At 56.2% G+C, this 24,811-nt stretch carries 27 protein-coding genes; 12 read left to right on the top strand and 15 right to left on the bottom strand.

Annotated features, from left to right (window positions below; genetic code table 11):
• Position 1 precedes the first annotated feature (1 nt).
• From K3729_04525 to K3729_04515, 3 genes are all read right to left on the bottom strand, one after another.
• Positions 2 to 898 carry a carbohydrate ABC transporter permease gene (locus K3729_04525; GenBank protein ID UWR00948.1) on the bottom strand — a complete coding sequence of 299 codons (897 nt, stop codon included), beginning with the start codon at positions 896 to 898 and terminating at the stop codon, positions 2 to 4.
• Position 899: 1 nt separating this feature from the next.
• Positions 900 to 1,817, bottom strand: coding sequence for a sugar ABC transporter permease (locus tag K3729_04520; protein ID UWR00046.1), 918 nt, complete (start codon positions 1,815 to 1,817; stop codon positions 900 to 902).
• A 94-nt stretch (positions 1,818 to 1,911) separates the two neighbouring features.
• Positions 1,912 to 3,138, bottom strand: a complete 1,227-nt coding sequence (locus K3729_04515; protein UWR00045.1) for an ABC transporter substrate-binding protein — start codon at positions 3,136 to 3,138, stop codon at positions 1,912 to 1,914.
• A 224-nt stretch (positions 3,139 to 3,362) separates the two neighbouring features.
• Here K3729_04515 and K3729_04510 point away from each other — a divergent pair, with 224 nt between their 5' ends.
• Positions 3,363 to 4,370 carry a LacI family transcriptional regulator gene (locus K3729_04510; GenBank protein UWR00947.1) on the top strand — a complete coding sequence of 336 codons (1,008 nt, stop codon included), beginning with the start codon at positions 3,363 to 3,365 and terminating at the stop codon, positions 4,368 to 4,370.
• A 72-nt stretch (positions 4,371 to 4,442) separates the two neighbouring features.
• A complete protein-coding gene (locus K3729_04505) occupies positions 4,443 to 5,354 on the top strand; it encodes a nucleoside hydrolase (protein ID UWR00044.1) in 912 nt (303 codons plus the stop codon).
• Here the strand turns inward: K3729_04505 and K3729_04500 are convergent.
• The gene (locus K3729_04500; protein ID UWR00043.1) at positions 5,351 to 6,070 is read right to left on the bottom strand and encodes a hypothetical protein; all 720 of its coding nucleotides are present in this window, start codon (positions 6,068 to 6,070) and stop codon (positions 5,351 to 5,353) included. The two genes, K3729_04505 and K3729_04500, sit on opposite strands and share 4 nt — an antisense overlap.
• A gap of 86 nt (positions 6,071 to 6,156) precedes the next feature.
• Entirely contained in the window at positions 6,157 to 6,999 is an 843-nt protein-coding gene (locus K3729_04495) for an LOG family protein (GenBank protein UWR00042.1), read from the bottom strand.
• A gap of 120 nt (positions 7,000 to 7,119) precedes the next feature.
• On the opposite strand from K3729_04495, the gene K3729_04490 reads away from it, so the two are divergent.
• The 3 genes from K3729_04490 to dapD all read left to right on the top strand — a co-directional run bounded on the left by K3729_04490 (position 7,120) and on the right by dapD (position 9,083).
• Positions 7,120 to 7,668: a thioredoxin family protein gene (locus tag K3729_04490; GenBank protein ID UWR00946.1), complete on the top strand. Its 549-nt coding sequence runs from the start codon at positions 7,120 to 7,122 to the stop codon at positions 7,666 to 7,668.
• Positions 7,669 to 7,736: 68 nt separating this feature from the next.
• A complete protein-coding gene (locus tag K3729_04485) occupies positions 7,737 to 8,189 on the top strand; it encodes a hypothetical protein (GenBank protein UWR00041.1) in 453 nt (150 codons plus the stop codon).
• Positions 8,190 to 8,255: 66 nt separating this feature from the next.
• Entirely contained in the window at positions 8,256 to 9,083 is an 828-nt protein-coding gene (gene dapD / locus K3729_04480) for a 2,3,4,5-tetrahydropyridine-2,6-dicarboxylate N-succinyltransferase (GenBank protein UWR00040.1), read from the top strand.
• A gap of 76 nt (positions 9,084 to 9,159) precedes the next feature.
• On the opposite strand, the gene K3729_04475 is transcribed toward dapD, so the two are convergent.
• Positions 9,160 to 10,203 (bottom strand): transporter substrate-binding domain-containing protein, encoded by a 1,044-nt coding sequence (locus K3729_04475; protein ID UWR00039.1) that lies wholly within the window; start codon positions 10,201 to 10,203, stop codon positions 9,160 to 9,162.
• A gap of 160 nt (positions 10,204 to 10,363) precedes the next feature.
• Here K3729_04475 and K3729_04470 point away from each other — a divergent pair, with 160 nt between their 5' ends.
• From K3729_04470 to rnr, 4 genes are all read left to right on the top strand, one after another.
• Entirely contained in the window at positions 10,364 to 10,720 is a 357-nt protein-coding gene (locus tag K3729_04470) for a hypothetical protein (protein ID UWR00038.1), read from the top strand.
• Complete coding sequence (gene dapE / locus K3729_04465) at positions 10,710 to 11,852, top strand: succinyl-diaminopimelate desuccinylase (GenBank protein ID UWR00037.1); 1,143 nt, start codon at positions 10,710 to 10,712, stop codon at positions 11,850 to 11,852. The genes K3729_04470 and dapE overlap by 11 nt, the downstream gene beginning before the upstream one ends.
• Entirely contained in the window at positions 11,849 to 12,262 is a 414-nt protein-coding gene (locus K3729_04460; GenBank protein UWR00036.1) for a GNAT family N-acetyltransferase, read from the top strand. Before dapE ends, K3729_04460 begins: the two co-directional genes overlap by 4 nt.
• 161 nt (positions 12,263 to 12,423) lie before the next feature.
• The gene (rnr, locus tag K3729_04455; protein ID UWR00035.1) at positions 12,424 to 14,670 is read left to right on the top strand and encodes a ribonuclease R; all 2,247 of its coding nucleotides are present in this window, start codon (positions 12,424 to 12,426) and stop codon (positions 14,668 to 14,670) included.
• Here rnr and K3729_04450 read toward each other — a convergent pair whose 3' ends face one another.
• Complete coding sequence (locus tag K3729_04450) at positions 14,671 to 15,024, bottom strand: DUF1801 domain-containing protein (protein ID UWR00945.1); 354 nt, start codon at positions 15,022 to 15,024, stop codon at positions 14,671 to 14,673.
• A 41-nt stretch (positions 15,025 to 15,065) separates the two neighbouring features.
• On the bottom strand, positions 15,066 to 15,758 hold the full coding sequence (locus K3729_04445) for a glutathione S-transferase family protein (GenBank protein ID UWR00034.1): 693 nt from the start codon (positions 15,756 to 15,758) through the stop codon (positions 15,066 to 15,068).
• Between the two features lie 79 nt (positions 15,759 to 15,837).
• Here K3729_04445 and K3729_04440 point away from each other — a divergent pair, with 79 nt between their 5' ends.
• The gene (locus tag K3729_04440; protein UWR00033.1) at positions 15,838 to 16,557 is read left to right on the top strand and encodes a YafY family transcriptional regulator; all 720 of its coding nucleotides are present in this window, start codon (positions 15,838 to 15,840) and stop codon (positions 16,555 to 16,557) included.
• Here K3729_04440 and K3729_04435 read toward each other — a convergent pair.
• The 4 genes from K3729_04435 to ribA all read right to left on the bottom strand — a co-directional run bounded on the left by K3729_04435 (position 16,532) and on the right by ribA (position 19,578).
• On the bottom strand, positions 16,532 to 17,392 hold the full coding sequence (locus tag K3729_04435) for a class I SAM-dependent methyltransferase (GenBank protein UWR00032.1): 861 nt from the start codon (positions 17,390 to 17,392) through the stop codon (positions 16,532 to 16,534). The genes K3729_04440 and K3729_04435 overlap by 26 nt on opposite strands.
• A 53-nt stretch (positions 17,393 to 17,445) precedes the next feature.
• Positions 17,446 to 17,928, bottom strand: a complete 483-nt coding sequence (locus tag K3729_04430; GenBank protein ID UWR00944.1) for an RNA pyrophosphohydrolase — start codon at positions 17,926 to 17,928, stop codon at positions 17,446 to 17,448.
• 72 nt (positions 17,929 to 18,000) lie between these two features.
• Positions 18,001 to 18,495: a L,D-transpeptidase family protein gene (locus K3729_04425; protein UWR00031.1), complete on the bottom strand. Its 495-nt coding sequence runs from the start codon at positions 18,493 to 18,495 to the stop codon at positions 18,001 to 18,003.
• 54 nt (positions 18,496 to 18,549) lie between these two features.
• A complete protein-coding gene (gene ribA, locus K3729_04420; GenBank protein UWR00943.1) occupies positions 18,550 to 19,578 on the bottom strand; it encodes a GTP cyclohydrolase II in 1,029 nt (342 codons plus the stop codon).
• 216 nt (positions 19,579 to 19,794) lie between these two features.
• Between ribA and K3729_04415 the strand changes: the two genes are divergently transcribed.
• Positions 19,795 to 20,481 (top strand): response regulator transcription factor, encoded by a 687-nt coding sequence (locus K3729_04415; protein ID UWR00030.1) that lies wholly within the window; start codon positions 19,795 to 19,797, stop codon positions 20,479 to 20,481.
• A 123-nt stretch (positions 20,482 to 20,604) separates the two neighbouring features.
• Here K3729_04415 and K3729_04410 read toward each other — a convergent pair whose 3' ends face one another.
• From K3729_04410 to serB, 3 genes are read right to left on the bottom strand one after another with little or no spacing between them, the layout of a single operon-like run.
• Complete coding sequence (locus K3729_04410) at positions 20,605 to 21,360, bottom strand: TSUP family transporter (protein ID UWR00029.1); 756 nt, start codon at positions 21,358 to 21,360, stop codon at positions 20,605 to 20,607.
• Positions 21,361 to 22,497, bottom strand: a complete 1,137-nt coding sequence (locus K3729_04405; protein ID UWR00028.1) for a PLP-dependent transferase — start codon at positions 22,495 to 22,497, stop codon at positions 21,361 to 21,363.
• The gene (serB, locus tag K3729_04400; protein ID UWR00027.1) at positions 22,494 to 23,369 is read right to left on the bottom strand and encodes a phosphoserine phosphatase SerB; all 876 of its coding nucleotides are present in this window, start codon (positions 23,367 to 23,369) and stop codon (positions 22,494 to 22,496) included. The genes K3729_04405 and serB overlap by 4 nt, the downstream gene beginning before the upstream one ends.
• Positions 23,370 to 23,616: 247 nt before the next feature.
• On the opposite strand from serB, the gene K3729_04395 reads away from it, so the two are divergent.
• Entirely contained in the window at positions 23,617 to 24,756 is a 1,140-nt protein-coding gene (locus tag K3729_04395; protein ID UWR00026.1) for a phosphoserine transaminase, read from the top strand.
• Positions 24,757 to 24,811 lie beyond the last annotated feature (55 nt).

Below are 24,811 nucleotides of genomic sequence, written 5' to 3'. Positions count from 1 at the left end.
TTCAGCCTTTGACTGCGCCGGCGGCAATGCCGCGCACGAAGAGTTTGCCCGAGGCAAAATAGATGATGAGAGGAACCATACCGGTGAGCAATGTCGCCGCCATGTTGACGTTGTATTCCTTGATGCCCTGCACCGAGTTCACGATGTTATTGAGCTGGACCGTCATCGGATACGTCGCGGGTTTGGTGTAGATGACCCCAAACAGGAAGTCGTTCCAGATACCAGTCACCTGCAGAATGATCGCAACCACGAAGATCGGCAGCGCCATTGGCAACATGATCTGGAAGTAAATCCGCCAGAACCCAGCACCGTCGACGCGGGCCGCTTTGAACAATTCCTCGGGGATCGAGGCAAAATAGTTCCGGAACAGCAGCGTCAGAATGGGCATCCCGAAGATGGTGTGCACAAGGACAAGTCCGCCGATGGACCCCATCAGCCCGATTTCACGCAGCAGGATCACGATCGGATACAGCATTGTTTGGTATGGGATGAAGGCCCCGATGATTAGGATGGTAAAGAACGCCTCTGACCCTTTGAATTTCCAGTTCGACAGCGCGTAGCCGTTGATGGACGCAATCGTGATGGACAGCAGAACAGAAGGGATCAGGATGCGGACCGAATTGCCAAATCCGCGCGAAAGACCGTCGCAATTGATGCCTGTGCAGGCTTCGGCCCATGCTTTGACCCACGGCTGGAATGTGACTTCCATCGGTGGCCCGAACACGTTGCCAAGGCGGATTTCCGGCATGCCTTTCAGCGATGTCACGATCATCACGTAGAGCGGCAACAGGTAATACATGGAGACCATGATCAACGTGCCATAGAGGAAGATATTGCCCCGGCTGAACGCTTTTTTCGGTTTTGGTCCGCGTGGACCGGTCATTGTGTTGGTTGTCATATCAGCCACGTTTCTTCCCTCCGAATTCGAGGTATGCCCAAGGGATAAGAATGATGATCACGGAACACAGCATCATGGTTGAGGCTGCAAACCCCTGTCCAAGGTTCTGCGCGCGGAACATATATTCGATCACGTATTTTGCGGGGACTTCGGAACTAAGGCCCGGTCCACCGCCCGTTTGGGCGACCACAAGATCGTAAAGTTTGATGATACCTGATGCGATCAACACCAAGGATGTGATGAACACAGGGCGCATCATTGGGATGATGACCTTGATGTAAGTCTTTACGGTGCCGATGCCGTCAACGCGGCAGGCTTTCCAGATGTCTTCGTCGATGCCGCGCAAACCAGCGAGCATGATGCACATGATAAGACCTGTGCCCTGCCACAAACCGGCGATCAGCAGACCGAACATCACGGTGTTGGGGTCATTGAGCGGGTTGAACGTAAACGTTTCCCAGCCCCAGCCGCGCACAACAGATTGGATGCCGAATTCGGGGTTCAAAATCCACTGCCATGCAAGACCCGTCACAACGAATGACAGCGCGAAAGGGTAAAGGAAAATGGACCGGAACACATTTTCGAACCGGATTTTGCGGTCTAGCAGTGCCGCCAGCGTAAAGCCTACGACCAACGTAAAGATCATCGAACAGATGCCGTAAATCCCGAGGTTGGTGATCGAAATCCACCACCGATCTGTGTCCCACAGCCGTTCATACTGGTCAAAGCCAACCCATTTGGTTTTGGGCAACATGCGCGAGCCGGTGAAAGAATAAACGACTGTCCACGTCGTCGCCCCGACAAATACCACAAGGGCGGTCAGGATCATTGGGATGGACGCGATCTTGGCCATCGGGTTGCGGAATAAGCGACTTGGTCGCTTTGCTGGACGTGCAGGGGGGTCCGAGGCCACGGTCATCGTGTCGGCTCCATCTAGGAAAGGTTGTCGGGTGGGGTCTTCGGGTCGGCCCGGCGCGTCAGACGCGCCGAACCGGGGAGGTTGATCGAAAGACTTAGTCAGCGTCTGCGATGATGTCGGCGTATTTCGCCTGCGCATCGGCTGCGGACATGTCAGAAGACCAGAACTGAGCCATCAGATCTTCGATCTGTGTTGATGTATCAGCAGAGTTGTTCATGTCACCGGATGGCAAGATGCCGCCAGATGCCAAGATTTCCAGACCCTTCTGCATGCAGTCGTTGGCTGCAGACAGATCGATGTCACCGCGCACTGGCAAAGAGCCTTTGGCGAGGTTGAAAGACACCTGAACTTCAGGAGAGATCAACAATGCAGCCAGTTCTTTCTGGGCCGCTGTGATTTCAGGATCGTCGTTCACTGGGAAGTAGAATGCGTCGCCGCCTGTATCCAGAACTTCGTTCAGACCCAGACCTGGCAAGCAGGAGTAGTCTTCGCCAGCAACAGCTTCAGCAACAGAGAATTCACCCTGTGCCCAGTCGCCCATGATCTGTGCGCCAGCTTGGCCAGTGATCACGAGGTTTGTCGCTTGGTTCCAGTCTTGAACGTTGCTGTCAGCAGCCAGTTCACGTGCAGCAGCAGCAGCTTCGAATACTTTTGCGTACTCAGGACCAGCCGCAACGCTTTCGTCGTGGTCACGGTTCACAGCAAGCCATGCGTCCTGACCAGCGATACCAACGGCCATAACGCCGAATGCACCGGATTGCTGCCAACCCTGCTTACCCATCGCCAGTGGGATCACGTCAGCGGCTTTCAGTGCGTCAGCAGCTGCGATGTATTCGTTCCAGTCGGTTGGGACGTCTACGCCAGCTTTTTCAAACGCAGCGTGGGACAACCACAGCCACTGCCAAGAGTGGATGTTTACTGGCACACAGTAGATTTTACCGTCTAGTGTGCAGGAATCGAGAAGCGATGTTGGGTTAACAATGTCAGTCCAACCGCCAGCTTCAGCAACGTCTGTCAGGTCTAGCAGCAAACCAGCTTCGATCAGTTCTTCCGCCTGACGACCGTGGTTCAGCTGTGTCGCACCCATTGGGTCGCCGCCGAGGATACGGGAAATAATGATTGGACGTGCAGTACCGCCGGATCCGGCGATCGCGCCGTCGACCCATGTGTGCTCTGTTTCGTTGAATGCTTTCGCAAACTCGGACACAGCGGCAGCTTCGCCACCAGATGTCCACCAATGCGTCACTTCAAGTTCTACCGCAGATGCTGCGGATGCGCTGACCATTGCAGTCGCCGCCAAGAGTTTAGTTGTTAGCTTCACGATTCTCTCCTCCCTGGTTCTAAATCGTTGTAGAAAATTCTATATCGATTTAGATAGTTCTAGCAAGACATAAAAATTCATTGTAGGTACGTTCAACGCAATTATTCACCAAGACCTTAGAATTGCACAAAAAAGCGGCTAGTAGGGTCGCGGAGAATAAAACAGAATCACCGGATTCTGTTGCGATACGGGGAGGAAACACGATGGCACGCACCAAATCGCCAATGACACTTGAGGCCGCATTACCTGCAGGCGGCAAGCCGACGTTGAAGACTATTGCACAGATGAGCGGTCTAGCCGTCCCAACTGTGTCGCGTGCGCTGAACGACGCCCCCGATATTGGTAGCGATACGAAGGTGTTAGTCCGTAAAATCGCAGCCGAAATCGGTTATGTTCCGAACCGTGCCGGCGTGCGCCTGCGGACGGGCCGAACCAACGTAATCAGCCTTGTTATGTCGACTGAACATGACAATCACACGGCGCGTTTGATTTCGTCTGTGGCCGGTGGATTGCAGGGCACGCGGTATCATTTGAACGTGATGCCGTACTTTCCCCAAGACGATTTCATGAAGCCTGTGCGCTATATCGTTGAAACCGCTTCTGCCGACGCGGTAATTCTGAACCAGATCGAACCAAACGACCCGCGCGTGGCCTATTTGATGGAAAAACGGTTCCCGTTTGCCACGCATGGACGCAGTAAATGGGCCGATAAACACGCGTACTATGATTTCGATAACCACGCATTCGGGTATCAGGCGATGGAAGCGTTGCATGCTCGCGGGCGCCGGAACGTGATCGTCGTCGCCCCCCCGTTGGCCCAGAGCTATGCCCAGCATCTGGTGACAGGTTTGCGATCTTGCGCTGAAAGGTTCGACATCAAGCTGACGGTTGTGGAAGGCGCGACGAGCGATAACGACATTCCCAAGATCGTTGCGGCCGTTCACGCAGCCCTTGTCGGCGACCCGACAATCGACGCCATTGCAACTGCGTCAACGACGGCGGCGATGGCGGCAGTTTCTGCATTGGAACAGAAGCAACGGGTGCTGGGAACCGACATTGATGTCATCGCGAAAGAGGCGATTCCGTTCCTGAAATTGTTCCGTTCGGAGATCATAACGCTGTCAGAAGCTGTTGGTACGGCGGGCGAATTTCTCGCGAGGGCCGCCATCAAGGCAATTCAGGATCCGGCAGCCCCGCCGATGCAATATCTTGAAGTGCCGCAAGGTCGCTAACTTTGTGATTTGAAGCGCGCCATTCTCTGTGATCTACCCTGCCGAATTCGCTTCTGAGGCAAGGCACGATTTATGAAACTCATTATTGATACAGACCCCGGCGTTGATGACACACTCGCGATTGCACTGGCTGTTGCAATCCCAGAGGTCGAGCTGCTGGGTCTGACTGCCATTTTCGGCAATACGTTTGTAAAACAATCCAGCCGCAATGCGCGGTATTTGTTGGATTTTCTGGGCTATGACTGCCCCGTGGCCGAAGGGGCCGCGTTGCCATATGGCGCATCGGACTACACCCCGTCAGCGAATGTGCATGGTGACGAAGGGCTGGGCGCGCTGACAACTGTGCCGGAGATCGGCAAGAATATCGACGAAACCGCTGCCGCATTTTTGGTGCGCATGGCTGCCGAAAACGCGGGCGAATTGGTGGTTTGTGCTATCGGGCCGCTGACCAATATCGCGGACGCCTTGGCGCTTGATCCGGCGTTTGCCACCAATGTCAAAAGCCTCGTGATTATGGGCGGCGCGTATGCCGTCCCCGGAAACATCACACCACACGCAGAGGCCAATATTTACCACGACGCCGCTGCCGCCGACGTTGTTTTTGCGACCGAGATGCCAATTGTCATGGTCGGCCTTGATGCGACGATGCAAACGTTACTGACCCCTGAAGATTTTGAAGCGATGGCTGTGACATCGCCGAAAGTTGGTGGATTTGTCCGCGATATTTCGAATTTTTATCTGGGCTTCTACCGGTCAGTTGGCGTGTTTGACGGCTGTCCCATGCACGATTCGACCGCCCTGCTGGCCTGTCTGTTTCCGGAAAAGTTCACGTTTGAGAAATCCGGCATCAAAGTCGTGCTGTCCGGTGATGACGTTGGCGATACGGTCGCAGATGCAAGCCGCCCAGAGGTAGATGTCGCTGTCGGCATTGATGCGAAATGGGCCGTCGACTACGCAATGGCGCAGGTCGCGACACTGGATTAACCGGGATAGATCCGCGTCATTTCAGCGTCATAGCGTGCCCAGGTCATGGTCGCGCTATTGCCTGCGTAGCCATGATAATATGACCGTCCGGACGATGTTGGCAGCCCTGCCCATATTTTGGCGAGGTTGTTCATGAACGCGTGGCGGCTGATTCCGCCTGCTTGGAATTGCGCGAGACCTGCGTCCTGCAACAGGATTCCGGCCAGTTCGTCCTGCACCGCAGGTGTGAACGGCGTTTGACGATTGAATCCGGCCTGCCGCGTAAGTGTTCGCAATGTGGGTGGGATGAACTGATACCGTCCAATCGCATGCGGTTGGCCCGGCGTTGCCGTGATCCAGTCATAGATTTCACCAATCGTCATGTCTGTCGGGCGTTTTGACGGGCGGCGGGATGCACCATGCTGCACGGCATCGTAGCCATCCGGTCCCGCCTCTGCAGACGCGATGAGAGTCAATAACCGGGCTTCTGGCGGTGTTTGTGACGTGAGTATCCCTCTGATCGGTGCTTTTTGACGTTGTGGGTATGGCGCGAAAAGACTGCTGCCGCTTTGTCCGATGAAAAGACTAGACCCACCAGACGACGGCCCTGATGCGCGGTTGACCTGCACAAGCGGCCCTGTGTTGAGCCCGCCGATTAACGGCGTCACCTCTGCCCGCGCGTTCACCGCCATCACGAGCAACACAATCAACGTCACGACACAGCGTCTAATGTTCATACAAAGGGCCCCAAGTTCATGAGGCCCTTTTGACAGTGATTTGTTGAAAATTCGTTTCAGTTCGCAAAGAAACCTGTGAACAGGTCTTACCGCCCCGGAATTTCGCCGCGCTTTTCGCCTTTGCCTTCCCAGTTTTCCAACGCTTCGACTGCTTCTTCAGCAGTTTCCACGAAGCGGAAAAGTTCAAGGTCATCTGCGGAAATCGTCCCGGCGTCGGCCAGAGCGTCCCAATTGATAATGCCTTCCCAGAAATCTTTTCCGAACAACAGGAATGGAACCCGTGCCATGCGACCGGTCTGGATCAGCGTCAGTGCCTCGAACGTCTCATCCAGCGTTCCGAACCCGCCCGGGAAAACGGTGATCGCAGCAGCCCGCATCAAGAAATGCATTTTGCGGATCGCGAAGTAGTGGAAGTTAAAGCACAATTCAGGCGTCACGTATTCGTTTGGCGCCTGTTCGAACGGCAGCACGATGTTCAGGCCAATTGATTTACCGCCCGCATCAAGCGCGCCGCGGTTGCCTGCTTCCATCACGCCCGGTCCGCCGCCTGTGACGATGACGTTCTCATGGCCGCCTGTTTCCAAGGACTTACGCGTCATCAGTTCGGAAAAACGGCGGGCTTCTTCGTAGTATTTCGACAAATCAGCCAGCGTTTTGGTCCGCGCCGTGTCCTTTTTGGATGGCTCTGGAATACGCGCACCACCGAACAGAACGATTGTGGATTCGATGCCTGCTTCGTCCATCAGCAATTCAGGTTTCAGCAGTTCCAACTGCAACCGCACGGGCCGCAAATCTTCGCGGCACAGGAAGTCGTCGTCTGCGAAGGCCAATTTGTAGGACGGAGCCTGCGTTTGCGGCGTCACTGGCGTGTGCGATACGGCTTCACGGTCTTGGCCGCTGTCGCGGAATGTGTGTTTGCGGTGGTCCATTGGTCGTCTCTTTCTTTTGTTTGCGCCAGAGTTGCTGGAAGTGCCCGCGGATGCAATCGTTGACCCCTTTGTTTTTTCGCACAGTGACTTTAAGTTGATCACGAACAAAGGAAGACCATGATGTTGTTGAAAACCGCCGTTTGCGAATTTGGGATGCCTGCCCCTGAGTTTACGTTGATGACCCCCGATGGCACGGCCTACAGTCGGGACGATTTGATGGGGGAAAACGGGCTGTTGCTTGCGTTCATTTGCAACCATTGCCCCTATGTCATCGACATGATGCCGCGGCTGGTCGGGGATATGATCGCGCTGCGCGCCGCCGGAATCGGGATCGCCTGTATCATGTCGAATGATTACGACGATTATCCTGCCGATAGTCCCGAACGTATGGTCGAATTTGGCCAAGTTTACGGCCTGACTGCCCCCTATCTGGTGGACGAAGATCAAAGTGTCGCCAAGGCATATGGTGCCGTCTGCACCCCCGATTTCTTTGGCTATCATCCCGAGAATGGCCTGCAATATCGCGGCCGGCTGGATAACGTCCCCATGCGCGGCGATGCCAAGGGGCGTATCCCTGAATTGGTCGAAGGCATGACACAGATTGCCGAGACCGGTTTTGGTCCTGAAAAGCAGACACCATCGACGGGTTGTTCAATTAAGTGGTCGTGACACTGCCAAATCAACCCACCGCGTCCAAGCAGATACCCTTTGACACCGCGCTACAAACGTCGGGAAGGATGCGCATCGCATTTGTGTTGTGCATCGTTGTGGCATCCATCGCACTGATGCTTTTCCTCTTTGTTTCGGTGTTTTTGCTTCCTGTCATCGTCAGTTGGGATGCCGCACACCCTGTGGCCCTGTTGGCCGCATATATCTTTTTGCTTGGCCTAACTGTTCTGCCGTTCTGGGCCGCGCGGTATCTGAACCGGATCATGCAAAATAAAGCGCCACGATCACCACGGGCGGCTGCACTGTTCATTCTCTCCGGTCTATTTCTTATTCCCGCGTTTATCCTCATCCCTATGGGTGCTAACGATATTCTCATGGAATCCGGCCAGAGCGCGCGTGTGCTTTTTGGTCTGCCCGGCGTCCTGTGTGTCGCCTTATCGATATTTTTGGCACATCTCGCCATCCAGCAGGTGCGCACACAAAAAGCATTGGCAAAGCAACAATCCACTGACCTCGCATAGATTGCACCCAAAGCCCGCCCGCTTTATAGCCCCTGAGACTCTTTTTCAGACCAAAGGACCGGACATATGTCGAACGCTGCCCTTGAGACCGCAATCGAAGCCGCATGGGAGGCCCGTGACACGATCACAGCCGCTACCAAAGGCGAAACACGCGAAGCTATCGAAGATACGATGAACGCTTTGGACAGCGGCAAGTTGCGCGTTGCTGAAAAGCAAGACGACGGCAACTGGTTCGTGAATCAGTGGGCCAAGAAGGCCGTTCTGTTGTCATTCCGTCTGAACGACATGGAAGCGATTAACGGTGGTAACGGCGACACAACATGGTGGGACAAGGTGCCGTCGAAGTTCGCAGGTTGGGGCGAAGACCAGTGGAAAGACGCGGGTTTCCGTGCTGTTCCCGGTTCTATTGTCCGTCGTTCTGCTTATATCGCTCCGGGCGTAGTGCTGATGCCATCGTTTGTGAACCTCGGCGCTTATGTCGACGAAGGTACGATGGTTGACGGCTGGGCCACGGTTGGGTCATGCGCCCAAATCGGTAAAAACGTGCACCTGTCGGGTGGCGTTGGCATCGGCGGTGTTCTGGAACCAATGCAGGCTGGCCCGACGATCATCGAAGACAACTGCTTTATCGGCGCCCGTTCTGAAGTTGTCGAAGGCTGCATCATCCGCGAAGGGTCTGTTCTGGGCATGGGCGTGTTTATCGGTCAGTCCACAAAGATCGTTGATCGCGAAACTGGTGAAGTCACTTATGGTGAGGTTCCACCTTATTCCGTGGTTGTTGCCGGTACGATGCCATCCAAGAACAACGTCAGCCTGTACTGTGCGGTCATCGTGAAACGCGTTGATGAAAAGACACGGTCCAAGACGGGCATCAACGATCTACTGCGCGACTAAATCCGCGCCATCGTCAGAATACAATAGGGCCGCATCTGGATCAGATGCGGCCCTTTTTGTTGGTCGGCTGTCGCGTTTAACGATTGCCGTATCGCGCCCCGAACCATTTGGTCATCAGGCTATCGTAAGTCCCGTCTTCGCGCAGACGCAGGAATGCCTGATCGACGGCTTCGCGGTAGAGGCTTTCGTTGCTGAAAACCATCCCGTACTTTTCGGACCGGTAAACGCGGTCGAGCAGACGTGCTTCGCCCTGCGCTTGGTTCTCGACGTAATAGGCAAGGATCGGACCATCGAACACTACGGCTTCGATTTCGTCTGTTTCAAACGCGGTCAGCAGGTCATCAAGCCCTGCAAAGGTTGCATGCGACAAACCGCGGTTATCCAAGAAAGCTGCAGTGGTGGACGCTTCGATGGTACCTACTTTGCGCCCGTCCAAGTCGGCCAGTGAATCAATGTTGTCCTGAATCGCGTTCACGGTCAGTGCTGCGGTGATCTGCGCCACAAAGATCGACACAAAGAACAAGCTGCCGATGACCAAGAACACGCCAAACGCCCGACCAAAGCGGGATTGTGGCATCCGTTCTTCGAACCCGCCATTCACAACAAGGTTCAATGCCCACCAAAAGGCAGGAAACACCGCGTCTTTGGGTGCGTGGTCAAAATACGGCTGATGGCGTCGTTCAAACACGTACATGATCATACCGCCCGCCAGCAGCAACAGCACCGCCCCAAGGACCAAGAGCCCGACGTCGCGTGTGAAAATGACGGACAGAATGCTTTGCCCTGCCCCCGCTTCGGCCTTGAGCATAACCTGAACGCCGCCGTCAAAAATCGGCTGCGTAAAGTCCATCAGACGTTCGCGTTCAGCGGTGATTGTAATGTTGGCGATTGCAGCGTCTGCTTCACCGTTTTGGACAGCGGCCAACATCCCGCCGAAGCTGTCAAACCGCTGATATTGGATCGGTAGCCCGATTTCTTCGCTTGCCGCATTCAACAGATCAATGCTGAAGCCCGCATGTGCCCCGTCAATTTCGAACGAAAACGGTGCCCGCGTCACCGTGGCGATTGTGATCGCCTGATTTGGCGTTTGCGCAGTGGCCACGCCTGTCAAAAGGGACATCCAAATCCCAGTCAAAAATATTACGATACGCATTCCGCGGCAGTCCCCATGTCCCAAGCATATACCCTTAGCCGCTGGACTGATGATGACAAGCCTCTTGCCCTTCCGGTCAGAGTTTGAGACGTCAGTAACACAAAACCATTGCGCAAAGGCCACGCTCATGACCAAGCAAAAAGCTAAAAAGGTGTCCAGACAGCAGGTGTATACCCTTCTGGTTGAGGTTGGCCGCAATGCCGACGACGGATTACCCGAAGGTGCCACTGGTGGCGCGTTGATGTGTTACGCGTCCGGCGTGGACGAAGCCGAAGCTGTGCGCGAAACCGTTGCGATTCTGAAACAGGCCGATCTGGCCCCGTTGGATGTGTCCGGCTACGGCACCTTGGACGAACGTCTGGCCGAAGGGCACGACATCAACGACAAGGAACGCGCATTGATGCAGCGGGCCTTGGACGAGAATTCTGTGATCATCGCCCAGATGACACCGTTCTTCGAAGGGGATGACAAAAATGCCGATTGATCCCGTCGCCCTGACTGCTGATCTGGTCCGCTGTAATTCGATTACCCCTGCTGAGGGCGGCGCGCTTGTGCTGCTGGAAAAGCTGCTGACTGACGGTGGGTTTGACTGCACCCGCGTGGATCGCGGCGGCATTTGCAATCTTTACGCCCGCTGGGGCCGCAAGGGTGCGAACCGGACGTTCGGATTTAATGGCCATACGGATGTTGTCCCATTGGGCGATCCGGATGCATGGACGGTTGATCCGTTCGGCGCTGAAATCAAGGACGGCTATCTGTATGGGCGCGGTGCGACTGACATGAAATCTGGCGTCGCTGCATTTGCTGCCGCTGCGATTGATTTTGTGGCTGATACGCCACCTGACGGTGCTGTGGTTCTTGCGATTACGGGCGACGAAGAAGATGTCGCTGAACACGGCACTGTCGCCCTGCTTGACTGGATGGATGCGCAGAACGAGACCATGTCGGTCTGTCTTGTCGGGGAACCCACCTGCCCCGATGCAATTGGCGACGCGATGAAAATCGGACGGCGCGGGTCGATGACGGTGTGGTTTACGGTGACAGGTGTGCAAGGCCACGCGGCCTACCCGCACCGTGCCAAAAATCCGGTACACGGCACGGCGCGGTTGATGGATGTGCTGGCCTCGCACGAATTGGATCAAGGGACCGAGCATTTCGATGCGTCCAGCCTACAAGTCGTCAGTATCGACACCGGAAATGGCACGACCAACGTGATCCCCGGTCAATGCACGGCAACGGTCAACATCCGGTTCAACGACACCCATACCGGAGCAGGTTTGACCGCATGGATACAAGCAGAGGCAGATAAGGTCGCCGCTGCTTTTGATCTGAACATCGACATGAAGATCAAAATATCCGGCGAAAGCTTCATCACACCACCTGGTCCTTTGTCCGATTTGGTGGGCGCTGCGGTAAAAGCCGAAATCGGCCGTGATCCGGAACTGTCCACGTCTGGTGGCACATCTGATGCCCGCTTCGTGAAAAGCCATTGCCCCGTTGTGGAATTTGGCCTTGCGGGCAAAACCATGCACCAAGTCGACGAACGGGTGTTGGTGGATGAAGTGATCAAGCTCAAAGCCATCTATGGGCGGATTTTGAAGGACTATTTCGCATGATTACTGTCGTTGACGACTACGCGCCTTGCATTGCTTTGCGCCGCGCGGTGTTCATCGAAGAACAAGGTATTTCCGAAGCCGAAGAGATGGACGATCTGGACGAAAGTGCGATCCACATGCTTGCAACTGTGGACGGGCAACCCGCAGGAACTGCGCGTTTATTGCTACAAGATGACATTGGCAAAATTGGCCGTATCTGTGTTTTGTCCGACTATCGCGGCACGGGTCTGGGCGCGCGGATCGTAGAGGCGGCGATGGATCATCTACGCACGTTGCCGAACATCAAGCGGGCCAAGCTTGGATCGCAGGACCACGCGATTGGGTTCTACGAAAAACTCGGGTTTGTGGGTTACGGACCATTCTACGACGACGCGGGTATTCCGCATCAGGATATGATCCGCGACCTGTGATCCAAAACAAGTGTTAGCTGACGGAACGACTGCGGGAGCCTCCGGCGGGGATTTGGAAGACGTCAAAGAAGCCAAGCAGGCTGGCCCATTTCTTTTGGTCTTAAATACCTCGGGGGTGTGGGGGCTGGCCCCCACGCAGGGTCGCGTGGTAGGGCCATTCTATGACACGCATTCCTTCAAAAGCCGAAATTCTTGCATGGATTTCTGATCACCCGACCAAAGCCGCTAAACGCGACATCGCGAAGGCCTTTGGGATCAAGGGTGCCGCCCGTATTGATCTTAAGCGCCTTCTCAAAGAGCTTGAGGCGGAAGGAAAGCTATCCAAGCGCCGCAGTTCCTATCGCGACGCCAATGTGTTGCCGCCTGTGACTGTGTGTGAAGTCACTGGACCAGACGCCGATGGCGATCTTTATGCGCGTCCGCTGGAATGGACAGGCGATGGCGATGTGCCCCGTATTCTGATGACGCTGCGCGACAGCGACCCTGCAATGGGCAAGGGCAATCGTTTTCTGGGTCGTCTGACCGAAGTACCGGGCGAGGATTACACCCACACCGCCCGCATCATTCGTTTGATCGGCGAAAACCCGATCCGTCTGTTGGGTGTGTTCCGTCAAGGTGCGGAAGGGGGTCGTTTGATCCCCGTTGATAAAGGATCAACCAAGGAATGGATCATTCCCGCTGGTCTGACCGGTGACGCCCAAGACGGTGAATTGATTGAAGCCGAACAGGCAGGCCCGAAAGGCCGTATGGGTTTGCCGAAGGCCCGCGTGATTGCCCGCCTTGGTGATCCGACTGCCCCGCGTGCTGTGTCGTTGATTGCCATTCAGCAGCACGGTATTCCCGATCATTTTCCAGACGCTGTGATTGCTGAAGCTGACGCCAAAACGGGCGCGCCGCTTGGCAAACGCAAAGATTTGCGTGACTTGCCGCTTGTCACGATCGACCCGTCCGATGCCCGTGATCACGATGATGCCTGTTATGTCGAAGCGCATGACAACGGCACATTTACGATCTGGGTCGCTATTGCTGATGTGGCTTACTACGTCACGCCGGGGTCAGAACTGGACCGCGAGGCCCGCAAGCGTGGCAATTCGACGTATTTCCCTGATCGTGTTGTTCCGATGTTGCCGGACGTTTTATCGGGCGATTTGTGTTCTTTGCACGAAGGTGTTGATCGCGCGTGTCTTGCTGTTGCGATGACCATTGACGCCGAGGGCAACAAAACCGGCCAGACATTCCACCGCGCCTTGATGCGTTCCGCCGCGTCGTTGCATTACGAAGAAGTGCAGGATGCCATCGACGGCAATCCGAATGAGCGCACAGCGCCTATGATGGATGATGTGCTGAAGCCGCTTTATGCTGCGTATGCTGCCCTGTTGAAGGCGCGCGAACGCCGTCAGCCGTTGGAGCTGGACCTGCCCGAACGCCGGATTGAGCTGAGCGATGAGGGCGAGGTGACGTCAGTCAATTTCAAGGACCGTCTTGATGCCCATAAGCTGATTGAGGAATTCATGGTGCTGGCCAATGTGGCCGCCGCCGAGACCTTGATCGCCAAACAATCCCCGCTGTTGTTCCGTGTCCACGAAGAACCGAACCCTGATAAGTTGGATGCGCTGCGCGAGGTTGTTCACGCGTCTGGCCTGACGCTGGCGAAGGGGCAGGTTTTGCAGACCGCCCATCTGAACCGTCTGTTGAACCAAGCGCGTGGCACCGACGACGCTGAACTGGTGAACATCGCGACCCTGCGGTCGATGACACAGGCCTATTATAATGCCGAAAATTTTGGCCATTTTGGGCTGGCGTTGAAGGCCTATGCCCACTTTACGTCGCCTATCCGTCGCTATGCTGATTTGATCGTACACCGTGCATTGGTGTCGTCGCATGGCTGGGGCGATGATGGTTTGTCGCCGACGGATGTAGACCGTTTGGAAGAAACCGCAAAGTCGATTTCGGACACCGAACGCCGTTCGATGATTGCGGAACGCGATACAACGGATCGCTATCTTGCCGCCTTCCTGTCCGAACGGATTGGCGCGGAAATGCCCGGTCGTATTAGCGGGATCGCGAAGTTTGGCGTGTTTGTGAAGCTGGATGAAACTGGTGCCGATGGCATGGTTCCGATGCGCAGCTTGGGCAATGAATTCTTCCATTACGACCAAGATAGCCAGACCTTGATGGGGTCGGATTCAGGGCTGGTGATCGGACTTGGCCAGAAGGTGAAAGTCACCTTGGCAGAGGCCACGCCTGTAACGGGCGGTCTGATCGTTGAATTGCTCGAGATCGAAGGCAAAGCCCTACCCCGTGGATCGCGTGGTGGCAGACGGGGTGCGCCTGTGCGCCGTCGTGCGGGATCGGCCAAGAAGAAAGCCGCAAAGACGAAACGTAAGGTCAAGCGCACCCGCAAGTAGTTATTTGCGCAGGTGATAGGTCAGTGCTGATTTGATCAACGCCCCGTGCCGCACAGGGTCGATCTGTTTGGCTTTCGTGAATATCACGGCACGGTTTCCTTCGATCACATCCCAATTTGGATAGGCCGCGGCAAAATCGCTGATGATGCTGGAATTGCAATTGGCATAGATCGCGAAGCCGCCGGATTTCGGTAGGCCGAGCCTGATGGTGGACCCGATGCGTGATGGTGTCAGGTACGCGGGTTGGCCCCAGCGCAGATCTTCTGTCACGTTCGGCACCTCTGGTAGGTCATCCGCGATTGCAAAGACAAGTTCGCGCAATTGCAGCAGACCGTCACGCGGCCCTTGCGGCATTGCATCGAAGGCGGCCTTCACGGCGTCATCTTGAAACGGGGTCAATCGAACATCTCCTTCATACGGGCGATGTAGCCCATCAAAACCGGATCACCGGCCACGCGCAAGGATGTGGGCGTGGCGACCGGACTGGCCGCGATGTTCGACAAGACGGCTGCGACCGAAAAGTCCGGCAATGTTGGTGTGTCTGACAGTATGAAAGCGTGTTGGCCCAAAAGCGTGCGGATGGCGTCAAGGTCCTGATCCAGACGGCGCAGGCGTTCGTCGTCTGACAGGCGCAGGATACCTTGGGCATGCAGCCCTTTCCGCAACGCTTTGCGCAACCCGTTGGTCACAGGTCTACGGATCAATCTCGGGATACCGGTGAAATAGGCCGCTTTGATATGCGGCCAAACATCATCGTTCATCCAACGGTCCATGACGACATGGAAATAGAGATGATCCTCGGCCATGCGGATTAATGCACGGCCCATCGCCTGATCGCGCATCGGTGTCTCGCCCCAAAAATCCGCCCCTTCACGTTCCAGAAACAAGCGGATGTCGTCACTGTCGTGAATGAGGTTTCCATGCGCACGCAGCACGGGCAGCTTGCCGTGCGCAAATTTTCGCGGGTCAAGGCAGTCTTCGCGCTGCCAATCCACGCCTGCGTGGTTCAGCATCCACACGGCTTTGACGCAGAAAGGGCTATAGCTGACGTTACCGAAACCGGCCTGATAGGTGATGAGATCGTACATGGGGTGCTCCTGATGGGGTTGCACGAGTGATAGCGCGCCCTCCTGTCAATTTTTGTCAGGATGTGTGATATGATGGGTCATGACCCGCACAAATCGCCTGTTCCAACTGATGCAAGCCCTGCGCAACCATCGCCCGCCCGTGACCGCCGCCCTGCTCGCGCAGGAAACGGGGGTGTCCGAACGGACGCTGTACCGCGATATTGAAGCGTTGCGGGGGTTGGGCGCTGTGATCGATGGCACCGCTGGATATGGCTATGCGCTGACCGAAGACCCGGCGTTGCCGCCAATGATGTTCAACGACGAAGAGATTGAAGCCTTGGTTCTGGGTTTGCGCGATGTTCAAGCCATTGCTGATCCGGCATTGGCAAAAGCCGCAGGAAATGCGCTGACAAAATTGCAGGCCCGCCTGCCCAGCGCCCAAGCGCATCGGTTGAAACATGCCGTGCTGGCGGTGAACCGGATCGTACCCCCGCCCAAGCCCAGCATCGACGTTGCCGCATTGCGACGGGCGACATGGGACGAATATTCAGTCGCGTTTGGATACGAGGACGGTCAAGGCGCACAGACGGAACGGACGATTGATCCGCTTGGGATCGTGTTTTTGCAGGACAAGCATTGCGTGATCGGTTGGTGCCATTTGCGCAGCGATAGCCGCGTGTTCAGGCTAGACCGGATGCGTGATCTGGTTGTGACAGGCGACAGTTTCCGACCACGACGCATCCCGATGCTGCAAGATGCGCTTGCCAAAATCCGCGCGGACGTCGCGGAAAAGGTTAAGCGGCACGGACCTGTAGCTTAAGTAGAAGATAGGTGTTGTTCGCCGAAAAATGCGCGGCGGTCCGTGTTTGCTGGTTCAACCGTTGATCAAGACGGGCGCGTTTGCGCGGGCTAAGCAGACGCCGGATCATCCAATGTACGACAGACCGCGTCTTTGGTCGTTGGACCGCCATCTGTTCGTCCACGCGCCCCATTCCGTAGCCCACGACATTAAACAGCCCCTGTTCGACATCAATCGACGGAGCAACGCTTTGCGTGATGTCTTCGGATGACAAAAGGTCTAGCGGCTGGTCGGCCAGAAAGGCATGGAATTTCTGAATGGGATGACCGCCACCAACTGTGGCTTGGACTTTGTCGGGCGAAAAGCCTTCGCTGCGAAAACAATCCGCGATCAGGATATGGCCGTCCGGCTTCAGCAGCGTCAGGCATTTGGGTATGCCCTGATCAAGCGGGATATATTGATAGCTTTCCGAAAACAGGCAAAGATCGAACAGGCCGCTGAGTTCGGCATCCTCAAACATCGCTTCATGTACGACGGCAGTGGGCGCATTGGCGCGGCACCTTTCGGCCAGAAATGCGCTAGGCACTACAATTTCGACGTCGTGCCCAAGGGCAACCAGTTTTTTCGCCGTCTCGCCAGCGCCACCACCGATATCCAAAATACGCAGTGGCCCGTCTGGCAGCAGTTCGAACAGTTTTGCGGTATATGCTTCTTGGGCGGCACCGACATTGCCCGCGCAAACGTCCAATCCGTCCCAGATACCATAATGCAGATTTTCACGACCCGTCAGCCAGCGCGAAAAAGACAGGCCAATATCGAGGCCAACGGACCGACTATCAAATTTTGTATTCCCCATGCGGCGGACCTTAGTTGGTCCACACCAAAGGGAAACTGTTTTTTGACGTTAGGTCAAAGTTTTGCGGAAAATTCAGCCAGAACTTTTTCGTAAACTTTACGCTTGAATGGCACGATGTTTGCGACAAGCTGATCCTTCGGCATCCATTTCCATTCGGAAAATTCCGGATGTTCGGTTGCGATGTTAATATCGGCGTCCGTGCCATGATACCGCATCAAAAACCATTTCTGTTCCTGCCCGCGATATTTGCCCTTCCAAATGTTCGGGACAATCGCGTGCGGCAGATCGTAGGGGATCAAACCGGCGCTTTCCGCTTCGATCGTTACCAGCTTTTCCGGCACACCTGTTTCTTCCCACAATTCGCGAATTGCGGCATCGCGTGTGGTTTCACCTTTGTCGACGCCACCCTGCGGCATCTGCCAAGCATCTTGGTCTCGATCCATGCGCTGCCCCACAAAGATATGGCCGCGCGGGTTGGCAAGCATGATGCCAACACATGGGCGATACGGAAGCTGGGCGATCTGGTCGGGGGTCATAAAAAGGCCTTGGTGTTTCATATCTCAAATTCCTTGTCCGTTTGGACCGGAATATGGGTCAAGGTCCAGTGGTTATGCGATAACAAGTCGGCTATCTGGCCGAATACGGGGTGCAATCCAGTGTAAATGGTCCCGCCGGAAGGCAACGCAGCCTGCTGTGGGCCGTCCTTTACCGCGCCATTGATGGATAAAGATGGCCGATCCGCGGCCTTTGACCGCATAGGGCCAATTCCAATCGGTGATCAGGATCAGGTCGTACATCGGGTCGGCGCGGCGTAGGTGTTCGTGGCTAAACGCGTGTGGCGCACGCACCATCATGTTGTAGTCTTCGTCGCGCACATCATCAGACCAAAGATCACGCGGTCCGATCGGCAGCGCCCAATCCGCAGGTTTTGCGATCCGGTCAGGTCTGTACAGCATCCCCACGATCCGGTGCACGCCGCGCGGTGTCGCCATATCGCCTTCTGCCTTGCGGTCGGTCAGCCCGCCACGCCCGATTGTGCGCGGGAACCGTCGCCCCATAAACCGTACACCAGACGGCGTCACAACAAGATCAGAGGGTTTCACGCGCAGCACCTGCTTCTTTGACGTCTTCTATGTTTCCGCCCGAGGGTCCCGCCCTCACAACAAATGCCCAGACTTTGCGGCTTTGGTCGCAAGGTAAGCCGTGTTGAATCTGTTTTCGCCAATCTTCAGCGGCACGCGTTCCGTCACGGCTATACCTTCGCCTTCCATCCGCGCGATTTTGTTGGGGTTGTTGGTCATAAGCCGCACAGCGCTGAAGCCCATCTTTTTGAGGATGTCAGCCCCGATCCGGAAATCCCGTTCGTCGTCTTCAAACCCAAGGCGGTGGTTCGCCTCGACCGTATCGAACCCCTGATCCTGCAGCGAATAGGCCCGCATTTTATTCGCCAGCCCGATCCCGCGTCCTTCTTGGTTCAGATACAGCAGAACCCCCTGACCATTTTCACCCATAGCCGCCAGTGCCCCGTGAAGCTGTGGTCCGCAGTCGCATTTCAGCGATCCCAGCACGTCGCCGGTGAAACACGCCGAATGCAGCCGCGCGAGCACGGGTTTTGACCGGTCGGGTTTGCCGATTTCAATGGCGTAATGTTCTTCGGCCCCGTCATCGGGCCGGAAAATGTGTAGGCGCCCTGCCTCTGATGCTTCCATCGGCAGGCGTGCTGCGACGATAGGTAATGACGGCGATAGCCGCGTGTCCATGATCGCGCTTGCAGGAATAGCGGTCAGGTCGTTTTGTTTGGCAAATGCGCTATCGACCGCAAGACACACACCGGCTGGCAACAGTCGTGCCGCTTTGATCAATGTAATTGCCGCGCGGTGCGCATCTGCGTCACCTTCTCTGGCAGTCGCAAGCGGTCCTTTCATTGGCGATCGCATGTCGTCTGCAGGATCAGCGATGGATTGCACCCATTTCAGTGTTGCGTCTGCGGGCAAGACCACACGCGCGATGTCGCCATCATAAGCGCGCGCTTTCAGCGTTTCGGCCCGTCGTCCCGTCACCGCGATCACAGGCGTGCCGCCCAAACCCCGCAAATCGTCCAGCCGTGCCTTGTCCAACGTTTCCGCGGCCAGCACCAAAAGCCCGCCGGATTCGCCGCCATCTGTCACCACAACAGGCACACCCATGCGCAAATCCGCCCGCGCGCGCGCCAGTCGTTCTGTAATAGTTGGTATGAAGCTCACGCCGAAATCCCTTTCAATTGTTTCAGCCGATAGCCGTTTTAGGGCGAAAGTGAAACATTAGCTGTATCAAAGCACACGTCCGTGTGAGGCGCACCCTCTCGTTCTTGCCTGATGATCAATTTGCGATCACTTCTAGCGTAACAACGAAGGAAAGTCCCGATGGCTCAATTGAAGAAAATCCTGCTTGTCGACGATGACGACGACCTGCGCGAAGCGCTGGGTGAGCAGTTGATTATGACTGAAGATTTCGACGTGTTTGAAGCCGACGACGGCGCAAGCGCGATGGTGAAGGCGAAGGAAAGCATCTACGATCTTGTGATCCTTGATGTTGGCCTGCCAGACACAGATGGTCGCGAATTGTGCCGCTTGATGCGCAAGCAAGGCGTGAAGTGCCCGATTGTGATGCTGACCGCCCAAGACAGCGATGCTGACACGATCTACGGTCTGGATGCTGGCGCGAATGACTATGTATCCAAGCCGTTCAAGTTCCCTGTTCTGCTGGCCCGTATCCGGTCCCAGTTGCGCACACACGAACAATCCGAAGATGCTGTTTTCCAGCTTGGGCCATATACGTTCCAGCCTGCGCAGAAACTGTTGGTCACGGAAGACGACAAGAAAGTCCGTCTGACCGAGAAAGAAACCAACATCCTGAAGTTCCTGTACCGTGCCACCGAAGGCGTGGTTGCCCGCGACGTGCTGCTGCACGAAGTCTGGGGTTACAACGCCGGTGTGACCACGCATACGCTGGAAACGCACATCTACCGCTTGCGTCAGAAGATCGAACCTGATCCATCCAATGCCCGTCTTTTGGTTACGGAATCAGGTGGTTATCGCCTCGTTGCGTAAATTTTGAAAAATGTGGGAACCATTGTGACGTTCACTGGTTCCTATACCGAAGCCCGCCGGTGATCGGGTTATATCACCACCTCCCTGTTGGACTTGCCCGGGCCTTTTGGTCCGGGCTTTTTTCTAGATCATGTCCCAGAGCAGACGCAGCGCCAGCGCCGTTGCCGCGATCACCACAACGGGTTTGATCAGTTTGGCCCCCACACGCATCGCCAGTCGCGCCCCTACAGCCGCACCCGCAATTTGCGCCACAGCCATTGCCAGCCCGACCATCCACCATGGTTCCGCCACAAGCGCATAAGCCGCGATGCCGCCTGCGTTTGACGCGAAGTTCAGCAGTTTCGTATGCGCCGTTGCTTTCAAGACGCCGAAGCCCGCGAAGGCCACAAAGCCGATCATGTAGAACGCCCCGGCCCCCGGCCCGATCAGCCCGTCGTAGAACGCCACAAGCGGCACGATGGTTACAACAAACACGCCTGCGCTGATTTTGCGGGTCCGGTCCAGATCGTCCAGTCCGGGTTTCAGCGCAAAGAACAACGCGATGGCGATCAGAAGCACGGGTAGGCCGTAGCGGATCACGTCTGTCGGCAATTGCGCTGTCAGAAACGCACCGATGATCGCCGCCACAAAGGCGATGACCGCCGGCCCCAATTGCGCGCGCAGATCGACATGCCCTGCCCGCCCGTAGGTCCATGCGGCCATGCCAGCGCCGAATACGCCCTGCACTTTGTTTGTTGCGATTGCTGTTACCGGAGGCGCCCCTGCCAAGACGAGCGCAGGAAGCGTGATCAGCCCGCCGCCCCCCGCAATCGCATCCACAATGCCCGCAGCAAAGGCCGCGGCCACCAGCAAGATGACCAGTTCAACGGCAACTTCCATTTATGACAGCGCCTGTTCCCAGTCGTCTTTCAGGTCGTCGATATGTTCGATCCCCACAGAAACACGGATCAGGTTTTCGGGGATGCCTGTGTGCGGTTCGATTGTGTGGCGATGTTCCACAAGACTTTCGACCCCGCCCAAGGATGTCGCCCGCAGGAACAGCTGCAGCTTGCCGACCACCTTTAGCGCCTCTGCCCGTCCACCTTTGACGAGAACTGATAGCAGGCTGCCATAGCCGCTCATCTGCTGCTTCGCGACCTCATGTCCCGGATGATGGGGCAGACCGGGGTAGAAGACGTCTTCGACCTGTGGGTGGTTGTGCAGATACTGCGCCAGCGTCACCGCGTTTTCGGTCATGCGCTCAACCCGCAGCGGCAGCGTCCGCATTGCGCGGATCAAGAGCCATGCTTCGAACGGTCCGAAAACCGCGCCCGCATCATGGCGATCCATTTTGATCGCTTCCCAGATCGGATCAGTTGGGGCGTTCGTGGATAGAACACCCGCCAAGACATCCGAATGTCCGTTGATTGCCTTTGTCGCGGAATGCATCACGATGTCCGCACCCAACGCGAGCGGCTTCATCAAGATGGGTGTCGCAGCTGTCGCATCCACAACCAACGTCCCGCCAACGGCATGTGTTGCCTGTGCCGCAGCCGCGACATCAACGGTCCGCAGCCACGGGTTAGATGGCGTTTCAATGAACACCAACGTCGGGCGATGCGCCTGACAGGCTGCTTTCAGAGCCGCGGCATCGCTTGCCTCGACTTCGTGCAATGTCACGTCGCGACGGGCGCAAAAATCGCGGATCCACTTTGTTGTGCCCCAGTAGATACCGGATTGCACAAGCGCTGTGTCGCCTGCCAAAAGTGTCCGAAAGACACCCGCAATCGCGGCCATCCCTGCGGGGAACAAAAGCGTGTCTTCGGCCTGTTCCAGCTTCGTGATCACATGCTCTGCAGTTCTGACCGTATCGCTGTCATCGCGGGAATAGATGTTGTCTGGACGGATCAGCGCATAGCTTTCATCGCGCATGAAGGTCGTAGCAGGCTGGATCGGTGGCACGACGCCTGCGCTTTGCAGATCAACCGCGCCTGCGGCATGGGCGGCAATGGTCGCGGGTTTCGCATCACGTTTCATGTGACGAATTCCGATTTGGCGTAGCCTTGCATGTAAAGAAGGGCCGTCAGGTCACCGTGGTTCACGCGGACCGACACCTTTTCCTGCAGCGCAGGTTTGCCATGTAGCGCGACACCTGTGCCCGCGTTTTCAAGCATCAGCAGGTCGTTCATCCCGTCGCCCACAGCAATTGCATCAGCAGGCGTGATCCCGAGCGTGGCGGTGATCCCGTTCAGCGCCTCTAGCTTGGCGTCTTGCCCAAGGATCGGTCGCACGACTTTACCAGTCAGCTTACCATCCGCGATTTCGAGCGTGTTGGCACGGTTTTCGTTAAAGCCTAGTTCAGACGCAACGCGCGCCGTAAACGCTGTGAACCCGCCGGAGACCAGCGCCGCATAGGCCCCCTGCCCGCGCATCGTTTTCAGCAGTGTCGCACCACCGGGCATGTAAGTGATGCGGGTGTTCAGGACGTGGTCAATGATCGTTTCGGGCAGATCAGCCAGTAGTCCGACGCGTTCATCGATCGCTTCTTCAAAATCCAACTCGCCATTCATCGCGCGCGCGGTAATCCCCGCAACACGGTCGCCGACACCAGCCTCTGCCGCCAATTCGTCGATACATTCCTGCTGGATCATCGTGCTGTCCATGTCCGCGATCAGCATCTTTTTGCGACGCCCTTCAGCGAGCTGGATGATCAGATCAACGGATTGATCCTGACACACCTGCCAGACCTCATCTGCGTTTTCCGGCATCGTTTGCAGCGAAAATTCAGCAGCTTCATCAGCGGCCAACCAGACTACATCACCGCCGCCCCAAGCGTTCCGCAGGCTTTCGACCAATGCGGGGTCTAATGTCGGGCGCGCCGGGTTGCACAAAAAGGTTGCTACAAACATTTCAAAGTCCTTACGCCGTCTATTCTACAGTGCGGTCTGCCTGCTTCCCTTCGCCAAATAAACGCAAACAGCACGACCAGCAACGCCAAGCACCAAGTTTCCGATCCGCACCATGTATCGACCAAAACCGACAAAAGAATCGGCAACCGCGTCATTTTCACTGTTGTCGCCGCGACGCCTTGCCCCTATTCCGATCAGCGGGACACCCTTCCCCAACGAAGGGCATATATCTGTGAGGATACCAGTAATGGTCACGACACCACCGGCTGTGCGCCCGGCGAACGCACGTTTTTCTTCTGGCCCATGTGCCAAACCCCCTGTTTTTTCATTGGACAAGCTTGCTGACGCGCCTTTGGGCCGCTCGCACCGTGCCGCTATTGGCAAATCCAAACTGGCAGAAGCCATTGACCTGACACGCGACATCCTCGGCATCCCCGCTGATTACCGCATCGGGATCGTGCCTGCATCTGACACTGGCGCTTTTGAAATGGCGATGTGGTCTATGCTGGGCGAACGTCCTGCGGAAATGGTCGCATGGGAATCGTTCGGCGCTGGCTGGGTCACTGACGTGGTCAAGCAGCTGAAGATCGAAGCCAAAACACATACCGCAGACTACGGTCACATCGTTGATATGGCTGCGTTGAACTATGACAACGACGTCTGCTTTACATGGAACGGCACAACATCCGGTGTGCGGATGCCAAATGGCGATGCGATCCCTGCGGACCGTGCGGGTCTGACATTGTGCGACGCGACATCCGCTGCGTTTGCCCAAGACCTGCCATGGGACAAGCTGGATGTGACGACGTTCTCTTGGCAGAAAGTCATGGGCGGCGAGGCTGCACACGGCATGCTGATCCTGTCCCCACGCGCTGTTGAGCGTTTGGAAAACTACACACCTGCGTGGCCACTGCCAAAGATTTTCCGCCTGACAAAGGGTGGCAAATTGATCGAAGGCATCTTCCGCGGCGAAACCATCAACACGCCATCCATGCTGGCTGTTGAAGATTACCTTGTTGCGCTGAAGTGGGCGCAAGACATCGGTGGTCTGAAAGCCCTGCAAGACCGCGCCAATGCCAACGCGCAAGCGATCTTTGATTTCTGCGATGCGAACGACTGGATCGCGAACCTCGCCGAAGATGACGCGACACGGTCGAACACATCTGTTTGCCTGAAGTTCACAGACGACCGGATCACAGACGGTGCAGCATTCGCCAAAGCCGTTGCAAAACGTCTGGCTGACGAAGACGTCGCTTTGGACATCGGTGCGTATCGCGATGCCCCTGCCGGTCTGCGGATCTGGTGTGGTGCGACTGTGGAAACATCCGACATCGCGGCCATGCTGCCATGGCTCGCGTGGGCGTTCGAAGTTGAAATCGCGGCCTAACGCCCGACCTTTCCAGAAAATTCGCCACCCCGCTGATGGGGTGGCACATATCACA

Source organism: Rhodobacteraceae bacterium S2214, from assembly GCA_025141675.1.
In the GTDB taxonomy this organism is placed as follows: Bacteria; Pseudomonadota; Alphaproteobacteria; order Rhodobacterales; family Rhodobacteraceae; genus Yoonia.
Note: the sequence above shows the minus strand (reverse complement) of the source record. Positions and strands in the feature narration are given on the sequence as shown.